12 protein-coding genes are annotated in these 15,501 nt (G+C 63.6%); 10 read left to right on the forward strand and 2 right to left on the reverse strand.

The genetic code is table 11. The features are described from left to right. The first annotated feature begins 33 nt into the window (after nucleotides 1-33). From PHA8399_RS19285 to PHA8399_RS19300, 4 genes are all read left to right on the forward strand, one after another. A complete protein-coding gene (locus PHA8399_RS19285) occupies nucleotides 34-2,379 on the forward strand; it encodes a methyl-accepting chemotaxis protein (RefSeq protein ID WP_244270262.1) in 2,346 nt (781 codons plus the stop codon). A gap of 670 nt (nucleotides 2,380-3,049) precedes the next feature. Then, complete coding sequence (locus PHA8399_RS19290) at nucleotides 3,050-3,781, forward strand: response regulator (protein ID WP_058287734.1); 732 nt, start codon at nucleotides 3,050-3,052, stop codon at nucleotides 3,779-3,781. Nucleotides 3,782-4,012: 231 nt separating this feature from the next. Next, on the forward strand, nucleotides 4,013-4,507 hold the full coding sequence (locus PHA8399_RS19295; protein ID WP_058287735.1) for a response regulator: 495 nt from the start codon (nucleotides 4,013-4,015) through the stop codon (nucleotides 4,505-4,507). Continuing rightward, the gene (locus PHA8399_RS19300; RefSeq protein WP_058287736.1) at nucleotides 4,479-5,570 is read left to right on the forward strand and encodes a sensor histidine kinase; all 1,092 of its coding nucleotides are present in this window, start codon (nucleotides 4,479-4,481) and stop codon (nucleotides 5,568-5,570) included. Before PHA8399_RS19295 ends, PHA8399_RS19300 begins: the two co-directional genes overlap by 29 nt. Before the next feature lie 51 nt (nucleotides 5,571-5,621). Here the strand turns inward: PHA8399_RS19300 and PHA8399_RS19305 are convergent, their stop codons facing one another. Together PHA8399_RS19305 and PHA8399_RS19310 are read right to left on the reverse strand one after the other, a co-directional pair. Continuing rightward, complete coding sequence (locus PHA8399_RS19305) at nucleotides 5,622-6,290, reverse strand: GntR family transcriptional regulator (RefSeq protein ID WP_058287737.1); 669 nt, start codon at nucleotides 6,288-6,290, stop codon at nucleotides 5,622-5,624. A 101-nt stretch (nucleotides 6,291-6,391) separates the two neighbouring features. Beyond that, nucleotides 6,392-7,006 (reverse strand): helix-turn-helix domain-containing protein, encoded by a 615-nt coding sequence (locus tag PHA8399_RS19310; protein WP_058287738.1) that lies wholly within the window; start codon nucleotides 7,004-7,006, stop codon nucleotides 6,392-6,394. Between the two features lie 173 nt (nucleotides 7,007-7,179). Here PHA8399_RS19310 and lpdA point away from each other — a divergent pair, with 173 nt between their 5' ends. The 6 genes from lpdA (at nucleotide 7,180) to gcvP (ending at nucleotide 15,407) form a co-directional block, all read left to right on the forward strand. Beyond that, the gene (lpdA, locus tag PHA8399_RS19315) at nucleotides 7,180-8,562 is read left to right on the forward strand and encodes a dihydrolipoyl dehydrogenase (RefSeq protein ID WP_058287739.1); all 1,383 of its coding nucleotides are present in this window, start codon (nucleotides 7,180-7,182) and stop codon (nucleotides 8,560-8,562) included. Between the two features lie 18 nt (nucleotides 8,563-8,580). Beyond that, entirely contained in the window at nucleotides 8,581-9,525 is a 945-nt protein-coding gene (gene lipA, locus PHA8399_RS19320) for a lipoyl synthase (RefSeq protein WP_058287740.1), read from the forward strand. 25 nt (nucleotides 9,526-9,550) lie between these two features. Continuing rightward, nucleotides 9,551-10,921 (forward strand): alanine/glycine:cation symporter family protein, encoded by a 1,371-nt coding sequence (locus PHA8399_RS19325; RefSeq protein WP_058287741.1) that lies wholly within the window; start codon nucleotides 9,551-9,553, stop codon nucleotides 10,919-10,921. Between the two features lie 69 nt (nucleotides 10,922-10,990). Continuing rightward, nucleotides 10,991-12,088: a glycine cleavage system aminomethyltransferase GcvT gene (gcvT, locus tag PHA8399_RS19330; RefSeq protein ID WP_058287742.1), complete on the forward strand. Its 1,098-nt coding sequence runs from the start codon at nucleotides 10,991-10,993 to the stop codon at nucleotides 12,086-12,088. Nucleotides 12,089-12,109: 21 nt separating this feature from the next. Continuing rightward, nucleotides 12,110-12,475, forward strand: coding sequence for a glycine cleavage system protein GcvH (gene gcvH, locus PHA8399_RS19335; protein ID WP_058287743.1), 366 nt, complete (start codon nucleotides 12,110-12,112; stop codon nucleotides 12,473-12,475). Nucleotides 12,476-12,548: 73 nt separating this feature from the next. Next, nucleotides 12,549-15,407, forward strand: a complete 2,859-nt coding sequence (gcvP, locus tag PHA8399_RS19340) for an aminomethyl-transferring glycine dehydrogenase (protein ID WP_058287744.1) — start codon at nucleotides 12,549-12,551, stop codon at nucleotides 15,405-15,407. Nucleotides 15,408-15,501 lie beyond the last annotated feature (94 nt).

Raw genomic sequence — 15,501 nt, forward strand, 5'->3', positions numbered from 1 at the left:
CCGCTGGAGGGTAAATTGAAAATTCTGAGATCCATGAAACTCGCCCACAAGCTGCCGCTGCTGATCGTCAGCACTGCGCTGGTGCTCACAGCCGTGCTGATTGCCGTCAGCACCAGCAACTTCCGGCGCGGGGTGCTCCAGAACAGCGAATTGTTCATGCAGTCGCTGGTGGAGGACCGGGAACTGGCTCTGCAATCCTATTTCGAAGGAATCGAAGCCGCCATTCTGACCATCGCATCGGTCCCCTCCACGGCCGGTTCAATGAAGGATCTGACCGCAACCTGGGCCACCAGAAGCGGCGAAGGCCAGGCTGAGGTGCAAAATCTGTCGATGTTTGCGTCCGTCGCGTCGCCCTATGAAATTCACTTCAAGCGCACCCATTCCGCCTTTCAGAAAGTGATGGAGCGAATGGGCTTTTACGACATCTTCCTGATCACCGCGGCCGGGGACGTGGTGTTTTCGGTCACAAAGGAAAGCGATTACGCCACCAACATGGTGTCCGGGCCCTTCCGCGAGACGGGACTGGCCAAAGCGTTCCGGATGGCGGAGGCAGGGGAGCCCGGGCGGGTCTATTTCTCTGATATCGAAGCATACGATCCCAGTGCTGGCGCCCCGGCCGCCTTTGCCGCGACCCGGGTCGAGGATGACGCCGGCCGGTTCGCGGGGGTGTTTGCCCTGCAAATAGCCATCGACGAGATCGCCATGATCACCACCAATTTCGGCGGCGCGCTGGAAACTCTGGATGTGTACCTGATCGGCGGCGACTTTAAGGCCCGCACCAAATCGCGCCTCGAAGGCCGCCACGGCGTGCTGGAAGAACTGCCGAACCTCCCCTACATCGAGACCGCCTTCGCCGGCAGCAGCTCCGAAAGCAGCGCGTCAGATGCGGAGGAGGAGCGGTCTGTCTCGTTCCACCCCGCTGTGCAAAAACCGGACGGCCGCACGGTTGCAGCCGTCACCGGGCCTTTCAGATACCGAGACCTGAACTGGGCGATCGTTGCCGAGCTGGACCGGGAGGAAATCCTGGCGCCTGCGGTCCGCCAGCGCCAGATCATGCTGCTGATCTCCTTGGCCTGTGCTGCGGCTGTCTCCTTCCTCGGCTGGCTGTTTGCGCGGTCGATTACACGTCCGATCGACAAGATCTGCACCCGTATGGAGGCTGTTGCCTCAGGCGATCTGGACACCAGCATCGAAGCTGCCGCACGCAACGACGAAATCGGCAAGATCGGCAAGACGCTGGTGTCGATGCAGGCCGACCTGAAGCAGGCGCGTATCGCCGAAGAGCGCCGCAACGAGCAGCAGCAGGAGCAGCAGTTCGTGGTTGAAAGCCTGAGCGCCGGCCTCGTGCGGCTGTCCGCAGGAGATTTTTCGCAGCCGATCACCGAGGCCTTTCCGAAGGATCACGAGCAGCTGCGCCACGACTACAACCTGACCCTGGAAACCCTGAAAGAAACTGTGCAGCAGGTGATCGAGGCGGCCCGCAGTATTCGCAACGGCGCCGAAGAGATCAGCCAGGCCTCCGATGACCTCTCGCACCGCACTGAGAGCCAGGCAGCCACCCTGGAAGAGACCGCAGCGGCGCTGGATGAGCTGACCGCGTCGGTCAAATCCGCCGCCGAGGGCGCCCGCAGTGTCGAAGCCACCATGGCAGAGGCGCGGGCCGAAGCCGAGGCCAGCGGCTCCGTGGTCGGCAACGCCGTGACCGCCATGACCGAGATCGAGCAGAGCTCGAACCACATCAGCCAGATCATCTCTGTGATTGACGACATCGCCTTCCAGACCAACCTTCTGGCCCTGAACGCAGGCGTCGAGGCGGCGCGGGCAGGCGAGGCCGGCAAAGGCTTTGCCGTGGTCGCGAGCGAAGTGCGGGCGCTGGCCCAGCGCTCCTCCGACGCGGCGATGGAGATCAAGACTCTGATCGGCGACAGCTCCAAACAGGTGGAGCGCGGGGTGGATCTGGTCGGCAAGGCCGGCGAGGCGCTGCAAAGCATCGTCAAACGGGTCACCCATATCTCGCAGCTGGTCTCCGGCATCGCCGAGGGCGCGGCCGAACAATCGACCGGGCTGGCCGAGATCAACACCGGCGTCACCCAGCTGGACCAGGTGACCCAGCAGAACGCGGCCATGGTGGAAGAGGCCACCGCCGCCGGCCACATGCTGCACACCGATTCAAACAAGCTGGCGGAACTTGTGTCGCATTTCACGATTGAGGGGCAGCATGCCCCCCGCTCGGACCGCAAGAGACCGGAACCCGCCAGTGCGCACGCTGCTGCGGCGCCAAAGGACAGCTGGAGCGATGACCCCAGCCTGCCTGCAGATGGTGCCGGCCAAACCCTGGCAACGGGCACCGGCGGAGCAGGGAAATGGGAAGATTTCTAAGCCTGGCGGGCGCACAGCCCGCGGCACCGCACGCCTCGGTCAGGCAAGCCTGAGACAGCGGTACTGAAACCAGAGGCCGGACCGCAGTTCCGGCCTCTGGTCCGGCCATAATTCCTCGGCTGAACGGGCGGGCAGAACTGGTGCTGCGGACCGGATACTGCGGCTCTCCTGCTGCCCTTTATGGCGTTGCGCAACCGCAAAGCCTTGCCGTGCAGCACTGCCCCTGGACGCGCCGCGCACGCTTCCTGGCAAGGCCGCGGCAGCGGACTTTCATGCCGCTGCCGCCGCGGGCTGCTGCCTCAGCTCCGGGCCACAGAACGTCTGCGCGTGGCCGGGAGCGCCCTGCCGCCCGGATCTTTGAGGCGCTGTAACGGCCCCGCTCAGAACAGGCTAAGCAGCTCAACCTGCAAATAATTTTCGCAAAATTCCCTGCTTCTCCCCGCTTCGGCCGGTTGCGCGGCCTCCCGTAACGCAAGGGGTCCGCAAATATCATTTGGCAAACGTGTCCTTAACGTAAAATCCTGGCCGCCGCCCCCTGCACTCAGTTTTCCTTAATCAAATGCCTCAAGATAATAAATCCATACGTGAAAATAAGCGAATATAATACCGCCTAGAGTGTGAAGTCCCGGGCAGCCGCTCCGGGTGCAGCTTAGTATTAAAAGGTATCAGGATGAGAAATACTCCGTTTTCCAGCAAGGGCGCCCCGCCGGTTCTGCAGCCCGTCAATCTGAACATTCTCTCTGTTGATGACGATGAGATTGACAGGCTGCGCCTGAGCAAACTGTGCCGCAAGGCCGGGATGACTGCAGAATTCCACGAGGCCGCGACCCTGGACGAAATGCGCCAGCAGCTGGACGCGGAGCAATTTGATCTGGTGTTCCTTGACCACAACCTGGGCATGGACACGGGACTGGACGCGCTGAGGCTGCTGGTGTCGCATGAAGATCAAGTGCAGGCGGTTCCCATCATGCTGACCAGCGCGACGAATTACCATATCGCCGTCGAGGCCATGCGCCGCGGGTGCGCGGATTACATTGTCAAGGATGAGCTGACCACGGATTCCCTGATGAAATCCATCGCCTCAGCGCTTGAGCGGCGGGCGCTTTACGGGCAGCTGTCGAGCGCACGGGCCTCGGAGAAGGAGCTGAGGCGGATTTTCCAGCGGTTCATTGTCGGCTGCGGGCCCGATCTCCGGCTGCTTCTGAGCCGGACGCTTGCCGGGGTGCGCGTGATCAAGTCGCAGGCGCGTCAGGATGACAGCGTGCCCCCCGCGATGCTGTCTGATGTCTCGCTGCTGGAACGCAGCTGCAAGGATCTGGTTGTGTTCATGGATGATCTGGACAGCGTGATCGACGACACCCGGGAATTCGCCGCCAAAGCTTCGCCCAACTTGCTGCAGTAACAGCCAGCCGCAGGTGCGGGCGGGCCCGGAGATCCAGAGCAATTCCTTCCCGAGAGGCTCGAAACCTCCCCCCCTCCAAAGGCCAAAGGCCTTCACAGCGGACTCCGGCACGGACCTGCCCTGTACAGGAACAGCGAAAGACGGCCGGATTGCGCTTCAGTCCGGCTGGCCAGCGGACCCCGCCTCCGCCTCTCCCGGCCGCTGGCCGCCCCGGAACAAGGAAAATGCAGCATGGCCGTCAACAGCGCCCCCGCCAGCCGCCCTGCCCTGAACATTGTGCTTGTCGAGGACGATGACGGCGATGCCAAGGCCCTGCGCCGCGCGTTTGACCAGGCCAGGATCGCCAACCCGATCCAGCGATTCACCGATGGTGTCGAAGCATTGGCGTTTCTGCGCGGCGAAATGAGCCAGGTGCCGCCGCCCAATTTTGTGGTGCTGAGCGACATCAATATGCCGCGCAAGAATGGCCTCGAACTGCTGGAGGAAATCCGCGCCGATCCAGTGCTGCGCAAGGTCCTGTTTATTGTGCTGACGACGTCCGAGGACGAAAGGGACATTTCCGCAGCCTATGCCAATAACGTGGCCGGCTACATTCTCAAGTCCAATGCCGGAGACATGTTTGTCGATCTGATGGCCACGCTCGACCATTACTGGCGCATTGTTGAACTGCCCGAAATTCACATCACAAAGGTGTCCGATGACGGTTCTCAATATCCTGATCATTGACGATGACGCTGGCGACCGGAAACTGGTGCGCAGGCTTTTGCTGCAAATGCACCCGGACGCCAAGGTTGCCGAGGCGGACTGCGGGCAAAGCGCCCTGTCTCAGGCCGGCCTCCCGGTGGATGTGATCCTGCTGGACTACCTTCTGCCGGACGGCACCGGACTGGACCTTATCACGCAGCTGACGGCGACCTGGCCGCGGGCGGTTTTGTTCATGACCACCGGCCAGGGGGACGAGGAAATCGCCAAGAGCGTCATTCTGGCCGGCGCCAGTGATTACATTCCCAAATCCGCGATCACTGCCGAGGCCCTCCAGCGGATGGTTTCGAACGGCCTGAAGGTCGCTGAAATGCGCTGGCGGATCCAGGAGCAGCAGAATGAGCTGCGGCTGTTTTCCGATGTGCTGGTGCATGACATGCGGGCGCCGCTGCGCGCCATCAAGTTTCTCAGCGACCAGATACAAGAAGACTATGACAACGGTGAATTTGACGAGGTCACCCGGCAGCTGGGCCTGATGAAGAAGTCGGTCCGCAAAACCTCTGACCTGATTGAACGGCTGGCAAGCCACATCAACCCGCACAGCAACGGGACCGCTGAGCATGTCACTGTCGATAGCCTGTTCGACAGCTTGCGCGCTGTCATGGCGCAGGATCTGGCGGCGTCCGGCGCCCGGATTGAATGGCTGTCCGGGGGTTTGAACGTCTCGTGCTTTCCGCCGGACATCGTGCAGCTGCTGCAAAACCTGATCGGCAACGCCATCAAGTACAGCGGCTGCAAAACCCCTGAGATAACGGTGACGGCTGAACCCGCTGCCGGCGGCGTGATGATCTCGGTTGCGGATAACGGCATTGGCGTCCCGCCGGAGTACCGGGAGAAGATTTTCGAGCCCTTCAAGCGGCTGCAGCGCGGCAGCGACCAGCCCGGCACCGGCCTTGGGCTGGCCACCTGCGCCAAAATCGCCAAGCGTCACAACGGGGCAATCTGGTGCGATCCCCACGCGGAGGCCGGCACGACAATCCGGTTTCTGGTCTGCCTCGGGAAATCCCAGGCGCAGAGACCGGCCTGACGGCGGCGCCCTTTCGGCAGGCGCTGCGGGCGGCCTGGCCTTTGGCGGCGGTCAGGAGCCCGCCTGCGCCGGGAAATGCGCCAGCAAGGAGGCTTTGGCCTCCAGAATATGCGCTCGGGTCAGGTCCGAGGCCAGCCGCGCATCGCCCGCCTCGCACGCCTCCAGGATGGCAAGATGCTCCCGGCCTGCACGCTCCATGCCGTTGCTCATCACTAGCTGCGCCCGGATATAGCGGTCGATCCGGTCCATTGCGCCGCTGGCCGCCTCGCGGAAGAAGGTCAACCGGCTGGCACTGTACAGCCCGTCATGGAAGGCCCGGTTCAGCACCCCCCATTCCATCGGATTTTTCGAGGCATCGAAGGCGGCGAAATCGGCACGGGCCCGGGCCAGCAGCTCTGGCGGCATCCGCGGCACCGCATCGCGGATGATCTCCGGCTCAAGCAGCGCGCGGAAATCAAAGATTTCGGCAGCCTCATCCGCCGAAAGGCCGGCCACCACGGCGCCCTTGAACCGCTGGGTCCGGACCAGGCCGTGTTCTTCCAGCCGGTTGATCGCTTCGCGCACCGGCAGCCTGCTGGTCCTGAAATGGCGCGCGATCTCATCCTGGCGCAGCGGCTCCCCTTCCGCCAGCCGGCCCTCGATGATGGCCTTGCGCAAGGCGTCGAACACCGCTGCCGAGGCCGAAGCCGATTTCGAGATATCCACAGGGTCCAGTTTCATGGCAGCGCGCCTCCTTTCCAGCAGGTGTAAGCGAAGCGGCTTGCCTGGAAAAGCGGCTTAACCGGCCATCGGGACAGGCAGCCCGGCGGGCGGCTTCCCCGTCACACTTCCAGCGAGACCCACAGCACCTTTGCGTCCTCCGCGCTGACCGACACGCAGCCATGGCCCATGCCGCTGTCGTAATAGACCGAGTCGCCCGGCCCCATGCGCAGCGGCCGGTAATGCTCGGTGTACAGGATCACCTCGCCGCTCAGCACGAACATGAACTCCTCCCCCTGATGGCGCACCCAATTGTCGAATTCGGTGACATCGCGCGCCTTGATGGTGCTGATGTAGGGGACCATCCGCTTGCTGGTCAGGTCGCTGCACAGCAGTTCATGGTCATAGGTAGTGGTTTCCTTGTGCTCCCCCTCGCCGGTGCGGGTAAAGTCCCGCCGCCCGGTAACGCCGCTTTGCCCGGACTGCAGGAACAGCTGCGGCGTTTCCAGTTCCAGCGTCTGCATCAGGCGGCGGATGATCTCGAAACTGGGCCGGGTCTGGTTGTTCTCGATCTTCGACAAGGTCGAGCGCCCGATGGCCGCGGCCTTGGCCGCTTCCTCCAGCGTCAGGCCCTTCTCCTTGCGGGCGTCGCGAATCATTTTCCCCAGGACTTCCCCGTCCGGAGCTTCCATGGCCTCGGGGCCGAGCCCTGTTTCTTCTGAGGGAATTGGTTCCATCTCTGCGAATTCTCCTGTTCCGCAAGCAGCTTAGCTTTGATGTATCCGCGGGTCAAAATTTCCGCATCAATACTTTTAGTTTGCAATAGGGAAAAAGTTTCCTATAGGAGACGCAACGTCGTATACGGCAGCGTACGTGCCGGTCTTGGACCGCATTTCGGAGGAGAAACAAAATGAGCGCTTATGATCTGATCGTGGTCGGAGCCGGTCCGGGCGGTTATGTCGCAGCGATCCGCGCGGCGCAGCTGGGCCTGAAGGTTGCTTGCGTCGAGGGCCGCGGCGCACTGGGCGGCACCTGTCTCAACGTCGGCTGCATCCCCTCCAAGGCGCTGCTGACCTCCTCCGCCAAATATGCAGAGCTGTCCCATCTGGCCCAGCATGGCATCGCAGTTGAGGGCGCCAGCCTGGACCTGAGTGCGCTGATGGCCCGCAAGGACAAGATTGTCGGCGACCTGACCAAGGGCATCGCTTTCCTGTTCAAGAAGAACGGCGTCGACCACATTGAAGGCTGGGCCAGCATCCCCGCCCCCGGCCAGGTGCAGGTGGGGGGCGACACCTACACCGCCAGCAACATTTTGATTGCCACCGGGTCGGAACCCAGCCCCCTCCCCGGCGTGGAGATCGACGATGCGGATGTGCTGAGCAGCACCGGCGCGCTGGCACTGGACGCCGCGCCGGAGCATCTGGTGGTGATCGGCGCCGGCGTGATCGGGCTTGAGCTTGGTCAGGTCTGGTCCCGCCTCGGATCCAAGGTGACGGTGGTGGAATACCTCGACCGCATCCTGCCCGGCATCGACGGCGAGATTGCCAAGCTGTCCCAGCGCGCGCTGAGCAAGCGCGGCCTGAAATTCCAGCTGGGCCGTGCTCTGAAGAGCATTGAAAAGGGCGCAAACGGCCTGACCCTGACGCTGGACCGGGTCGGCAAGGGCACGGAAGAGCAGATTGAGGCAGACAAGGTGCTGATCGCCATCGGCCGCCGCCCTGTGACCCGCGGCCTGGGGCTGGAGGCGCTGGGGGTATCCATCAATGCCCGCGGCTTCATCGAGGTGGATGAAACCTTCCAGACCTCTGTCCCGGGCATCTTTGCCATCGGCGACTGCGTGCCCGGCCCGATGCTGGCCCACAAGGCCGAGGAAGACGGGGTTGCCTGTGTCGAGATACTGGCAGGCGAGCATGGCCATGTGGATTACAACACTGTTCCCGGCGTGGTCTACACCGACCCCGAAGTCGCCTCCGTCGGCCAGACCGAGGAAGCGCTGAAAGAGGCCGGCACCGAATACATCACCGGCCAGTTTGCCTTCATGGCCAACTCCCGCGCCCGCTCCACCGGCGAGACCGACGGTGCCGTGAAGGTGCTGGCAACGCCCGACGGCAAGATCCTCGGCGCGCATATCTGCGGCGCCCACGGCGGCGATCTGATTGCCGAACTGGTGCTGGCGATGACCAAGGGCGCCACGGTCGAGGACGTCGCCCGCACCTGCCACGCGCATCCGGCGATGGGCGAAGCGGTGAAAGAAGCCTGCCTTGACGCGCTTGGCCGCGCCATTCACGCCTGATCCGGAGAAAATTGTCAGATGACAATTCAGCTGCGCCCCCGCCACCCGGAAAAGGCCCGCAAGGCCGACAGCGCCATCCCGCGCAAACCGAAATGGATCCGCAAGAAGAAGATCGAAAGCGCGGAATACTACCAGACCCGCAAGCTGATGCGGGAGCATGATCTGGCCACCGTCTGCGAAGAGGCCGCCTGCCCGAACATCGGCGAATGCTGGTCCAAGCGCCATGCCACCATGATGATCATGGGAGAGGTCTGCACCCGCGGCTGCTCCTTCTGCAATGTAACCACCGGCAAGCCGGACACGCTGGACGCGTTTGAGCCGGGCCGGGTTGCGGCGGCGGTCAAGAAGCTGGGCCTGCGCCATGTGGTGATCACCTCCGTCGACCGGGACGACCTGGCGGACGGCGGTGCGGAGCATATTGCCCAGACCATCCGCGCCACCCGCCATCAGAACCCCGGCACCACCATCGAGGTGCTGACCCCGGATTTCCTGGGCAAGGGCGAAGCGGCGCAGGCGGTGTTCGAGGCGGCGCCGGATGTGTTCAACCACAACCTGGAAACCGTGCCGCGGCTCTATCCCCGTGTGCGCCCCGGCGCGCGCTATTACACCTCGCTGCGGCTGCTGGACGACGCCAAGCGCGCCAACCCGCAGCTGTTCACCAAGTCCGGCATCATGGTCGGCCTGGGCGAGACACTGGAGGATGTGCGCCAGGTGATGGACGACCTGCGTGCAGCGGGCGTCGATTTCCTGACTGTGGGCCAGTATTTGCAGCCCACCCCCAAACACCACCCGATCGACCGCTTCTGGTCGCCGGAAGAATTCGAGCAGTTGGAACAGATCGCGCGCTCCAAGGGCTTTTTGCATGTGTCAGCGACACCGCTGACCCGCTCTTCGTTCCACGCGGATGAAGATTTTGCCGCCCTGAAAGAGGCCCGTCAGATGGCCTTGGCAAAGGGCAAATAACATTAACGCAAGCGGGAGGAGACCCATGGAAGCGTTAAATTCAATCGTAGGAGAAGTAAACGAAGTGGTTTGGGGGCCGATGATGCTGGTCCTCATTCTCGGCGTCGGCTTCTTCCTCCAGGTCGGCCTGAAATTCATGCCGATCCGGAAACTGGGCATGGGCTTTGGCCTGATGTTCAAGGGCCGTGAAGCAACCGGCGAAGGCCAGATCACCCCGTTCAACGCGCTGATGACCGCGCTGTCGGCCACCATCGGCACAGGGAACATTGCAGGCGTTGCCACTGCCGTGTTCCTCGGCGGCCCCGGCGCGCTGTTCTGGATGTGGATGACCGCGCTGGTCGGCATGGCCACCAAATATTCCGAAGCCGTCTGCGCCGTGAAATTCCGCGAGCGTGACGAAGAAGGCAACTATGTCGGCGGCCCGATGTACTACATCAAGAACGGCCTCGGCGCGAAATGGGCCTGGCTGGGCGTTGCCTTTGCCGTGTTCGGCTCCATCGCGGCCTTCGGCATCGGCAACGGTGTGCAGGCGAACGGCGTGGCACAGGTTCTTGAGACCAACTTCGGCTTCAACACCTCCATCACCGGCATCGTGCTGATGGTGCTGACCGGCGCCGTGATCCTGGGCGGCATCACCCGCATCGGCGCGGTGGCGGGCAAGCTGGTTCCGTTCATGGCGGTCAGCTACATCATCGCAGGCCTGATCGTTCTGGTTGTCAACGCGGACGCCATCGGCACCGCCTTCAGCCTGGTCTTCACCCATGCCTTCACCCCCTCGGCAGCCGAAGGCGGCTTTGCCGGTGCGGCGGTCTGGGCGGCGATCCGCTTTGGCGTGGCCCGCGGCGTCTTCTCCAACGAAGCAGGCCTCGGCTCTGCCCCGATCGCGCACGCAGCGGCTGAGACCAAAGGTCCGGTCAACCAGGGCCTGATCGCCATGCTGGGCACCTTTATCGACACCGTCATCGTCTGCTCGATCACCGGTCTGGCGATCATCGCTTCCGGCGCCTGGACCTCGGGTGAATCCGGTGCGGCGCTTACCTCGCTGGCGTTCGAAACCTCGCTGCCGGGCATCGGCGGCTACCTGATCGCCATCGCACTGTCGATCTTTGCCTTCACGACCATCCTCGGATGGTCCTATTATGGCGAGAAGTGCATGGAGTTCCTGTTCGGCGTGAAGGTCATGCTGCCCTACCGCATCCTGTGGATCATCGCGATCTACTTCGGGGCCACCGCCGACCTGGGCTTCATCTGGCTGCTGGCTGACACGCTGAACGCGATGATGGCCATCCCGAACCTGATCGCCCTGGCCCTGCTGAGCCCGATCGTCTTCAAGGTGACGAAAGAGTTCTTTGCCACCGGCGGCAAATCGGAAGAAGCCGGCCACGCTGCTGAGTAAGCTCTCCGGGAGGGCGCGTCCTGCGCCCTTCCCCACCCCGAAACCCTACAAATTCAAAGGCTGCACAGGATGACCGACGCACCCAAACGCACCCCGCTTTATGACCTGCACGTCGAGCTTGGCGGCAAGATGGTCGACTTCGCCGGCTGGGAAATGCCGGTCCAGTACCCCATGGGCATCATGGGCGAGCACAAGCAGTGCCGCGAGAAGGCAGCACTTTTTGACGTCTCCCACATGGGCCAAGTGATCCTGCGCGGTGAAAACGTCGGCGAGAAGCTGGAAACGCTCTGCCCGCAGGCCTATGCCGGCCTGAAGGAAGGCAAGGCGCGCTATGGCTTCTTCACCAATGAGAACGGCGGCATCATGGACGACCTGATCGTCTCCAACGCCGGCGATCATTACTTTGTCGTGGTGAACGCAGCGCTGCGCCATCAGGACATCCCGCATATGCAGGCCAACCTGGACGGCGTCGAAGTGACCGAAATCTTCGACCGCGCGCTGGTTGCCGTGCAGGGCCCCAAGGCCGAGGACGTGGTGGGCGAACTGTGCCCCGCCGCCCGTGAGCTGAAGTTCATGGAAACCACCGTGGCGGAGATTGACGGCGCCGAATGCCGGATTTCGCGCCTGGGTTACACCGGCGAGGACGGCTACGAGATCTCGATCCCGGAAGCGGATGCCATCCGCATTTCCAAACTGTTCCTGGCCCATGACGACTGCGAACCCGCAGGCCTCGGTGCCCGCGACTCGCTGCGCCTGGAGGCCGGTCTCTGCCTTTATGGCAACGACATCGACCAGTCGACCTCGCCGATCGAGGCGTCGCTGTCCTGGGCGATCCAGAAGCGCCGCAAGGAAGAGGGCGGCTTCCCCGGTGCCGCGCGCATTCAGAAGGAACTGGCCGAAGGCCCCGCCAAGAAACTGGTCGGCATCAAGCCCGAAGGCCGCGCCCCCGCCCGCCAGGGTGTGGAAGTTCAAAGCGAAGGCGGCGATACTCTCGGCACCATCACCTCGGGCAGCTTCGGACCCACGGTCGGCGGCCCGGTTGCCATGGGCTATGTTGCGGCAGACCATGCCGCGCCGGGCACCAAGGTGAACCTCATCATCCGCGGCAAGGCGCAGCCGGCTGAAATCACCGCCCTGCCCTTCGTCACTCAGAACTACAAACGCTAAGACATCATCAGGAGAGTCAACATGGCCACCTATTTTTCCGAAGACCACGAGTGGATCACCGTTGAAGGCGACACTGCAACTCTGGGCATTACCAAGCACGCCGCCGACCAGCTGGGCGAAGTTGTCTTTGTCGAGCAGCGCGAAGCCGGCGACGAGTTCGAAAAAGGCGGCGAGATCGGCGTCATCGAGTCGGTGAAAGCCGCGTCGGAAATCTACGCGCCGCTGGACGGCGAAGTGATCGAGGTGAACGAAACCCTGGCCGACAACCCCGCCGCGCTGAACGAAAGCCCGGAAGGCGACGCCTGGATCTACAAGATCAAGATCTCCGACGCCTCTCAGCTGGACGATCTGATGGATCTGGACGGCTACAAGGCCCTGATCGGCTAAGCATCCCCTCCCCGCCGGAACCGTCCGGCGGGGTCCATTGCCCCAGACATTGCCCCAGACAAGGACCTCTGTAATGGCCTTCAAACTTACCGATTACGAAGCCTATGACTTCGCCAACCGGCGCCACATCGGCCCCTCGCCGCGCGAGATGGCCGACATGCTGCAGGTGATCGGCTTCAAAACCCTGGACGAGCTGATCGACGCCACCGTGCCGCCCGCCATCCGCCAGAAAGAGGCGCTGGACTGGGGCCCGGCAATGACCGAGCGCGATGCGCTTTTCCACATGAAGCAGGTGGCCTCCAAGAACAAGGTGCTGACCTCGCTGATCGGCCAGGGCTATTATGGCACCACCACCCCGGCGCCGATCCTGCGCAACATCCTCGAAAACCCGGCCTGGTACACCGCTTACACCCCCTATCAGCCGGAAATCTCCCAGGGCCGTCTTGAAGCGCTCTTGAACTTCCAGACCATGGTCAGCGATCTGACCGGCCTGGACATCGCCAACGCCTCGCTGCTGGACGAAGCCACTGCTGCTGCCGAAGCGATGGCAATGGCGCACCGCGGCTCGCGCTCCAAGGCGAACAACGCGGCCTTCTTCGTCGACAAGAACTGCCACCCGCAGACCGTTGCCGTGATCCAGACCCGCGCCGAGCCCCTGGGCATCGACGTGGTGGTTGCCGATCCGGACGAGCTGGACCCGGGCGCGGTCTTCGGGGCGATCTTCCAGTATCCCGGCACCTACGGCCATGTGCGCGATTTCACATCGGAAATCGAAGCCATCCACGAGCACAAGGGCATCGCCGTTGTCGCCGCTGACATTCTGGCGCTGGCGCTGCTGAAGTCGCCCGGCGAGATGGGCGCGGATATTGCCATCGGCTCCACCCAGCGTTTTGGCGTTCCGATGGGCTATGGCGGCCCGCACGCGGCATATATGGCGACCACCGACAAGCTGAAGCGCGCCATGCCGGGCCGCATCATCGGCGTGTCCGTCGATGCCCGCGGCAACAAGGCCTACCGCCTGGCGCTGCAGACCCGCGAACAGCACATCCGCCGCGAAAAAGCCAACTCCAACGTCTGTACCGCACAGGCGCTGCTGGCCGTCATCGCGTCGATGTACGCGGTCTACCACGGCCCCGACGGCATCAAGGCCATCGCCCAGTCGGTGCACCGCAAGACCTCCCGCCTGGCCGCGGGCCTGGAAGAGCACGGGTTCAAAGTGGAGCCGGAAGTGTTCTTTGACACCATCACCGTCGAGGTCGGCCCGCTGCAGAAAACCGTCATGGAAGCGGCCGTTGCCCGCGGTGTGAACCTGCGCAAGGTGGGCGAGGACCGCATCGGCATCTCGCTGGACGAGCAGACCCGCGCCGAGACCATCGAAGCGGTCTGGGGCGCCTTCGGCATCGAGAAGAAGGACGACAGCGTCAAGAACCGCGCCTACCGCCTGCCGGATTATGCGCTGCGGGAAAGCGAATATCTGACCCACCCGATCTTCCACAAGAACCGGGCCGAGGCAGAAATCACCCGCTACATGCGCCGCCTTGCCGACCGCGATCTGGCGCTGGACCGTGCAATGATCCCGCTGGGCTCCTGCACCATGAAGCTGAACGCGACCATCGAAATGATCCCGGTCACCTGGCCGGAATTCGGCAACCTGCACCCCTTCTGCCCGGAAGACCAGGCGCAGGGCTACCACCAGATGATCGCCGATCTGAACGACAAGCTCTGCCAGATCACCGGCTATGACGCGATCTCCCAGCAGCCGAACTCCGGTGCGCAGGGCGAATACGCGGGCCTTCTGACCATCCGCAACTACCATGCGGCAAACGGCCAGGGCCACCGCAACGTCTGCCTGATCCCGACCTCCGCGCATGGCACCAACCCGGCCACCGCGCAGATGGTTGGCTATACGGTGGTTCCGATCAAGGCGGATGACAAAGGCAACATCGACGTCGCCGACTTCCGCGAAAAGGCGGAGAAGCACTCTGACCACCTCGCCGCCTGCATGATCACCTACCCGTCCACGCACGGCGTGTTTGAGACCACCGTGCAGGAGGTTTGCGGCATCACCCATGAGCACGGCGGCCAGGTGTACATCGACGGCGCCAACATGAACGCCATGGTCGGCCTGTCGCGTCCGGGTGACATCGGCGGCGACGTCAGCCACCTGAACCTGCACAAGACCTTCTGCATTCCGCACGGCGGCGGCGGCCCCGGCATGGGTCCGATCGGCGTCAAGGCGCATCTGGCAGAGCACCTGCCGGGCCATCCGGAATACGGCACCGCCGTGGGTCCGGTCTCGGCGGCGCCGTTCGGCTCGCCGTCGATCCTGCCGGTCAGCTGGGCCTACTGCCTGCTGATGGGCGGCGCAGGCCTGACCCAGGCGACCCGGGTGGCGATCCTGAACGCCAACTACATCGCCGCGCGCCTGAAGGACGCCTACAAGATCCTCTACACCTCGGAAACGGGCCGCGTTGCGCATGAGTGCATCCTCGACACCCGCCCGCTGGCGGATGAGGGCAACGTCACCGTGGACGACATCGCCAAGCGTCTGGTCGACTCGGGCTTCCACGCCCCGACCATGTCCTGGCCGGTGGCGGGAACCCTGATGGTGGAGCCGACCGAATCCGAGCCCAAGGACGAGCTGGACCGCTTCTGCGACGCCATGCTGTCGATCCGGCAGGAGGCGCAGGACATCATCGACGGAAAGATCGACGCGCAGAACAACCCGCTCAAGCACGCGCCGCACACGGTGCGCGACCTGGTCGGCGAATGGGACCGTCCCTACAGCCGCGAGCAGGCCTGCTTCCCGCCGGGCAACCTGGGCGTCGACAAGTACTGGCCGGTGGTGAACCGGGTGGACAACGCCTATGGCGACCGCCACCTGGTCTGCACCTGCCCGCCGATGTCGGAGTACGAAGAAAACGAGGCCTGATCCGTCAGGCCTCCCGCCCCGCCGGCCTGTCCGGCGGGGCACTCCTGCAGCGCCCGCCGCGCCGCATCCCCGCATGACCCGCTCAGAGGAGAGA

Origin of the sequence: Leisingera aquaemixtae (assembly GCF_001458395.1) — a bacterium.
GTDB classification, from domain to species: Bacteria; Pseudomonadota; Alphaproteobacteria; order Rhodobacterales; family Rhodobacteraceae; genus Leisingera; species Leisingera aquaemixtae.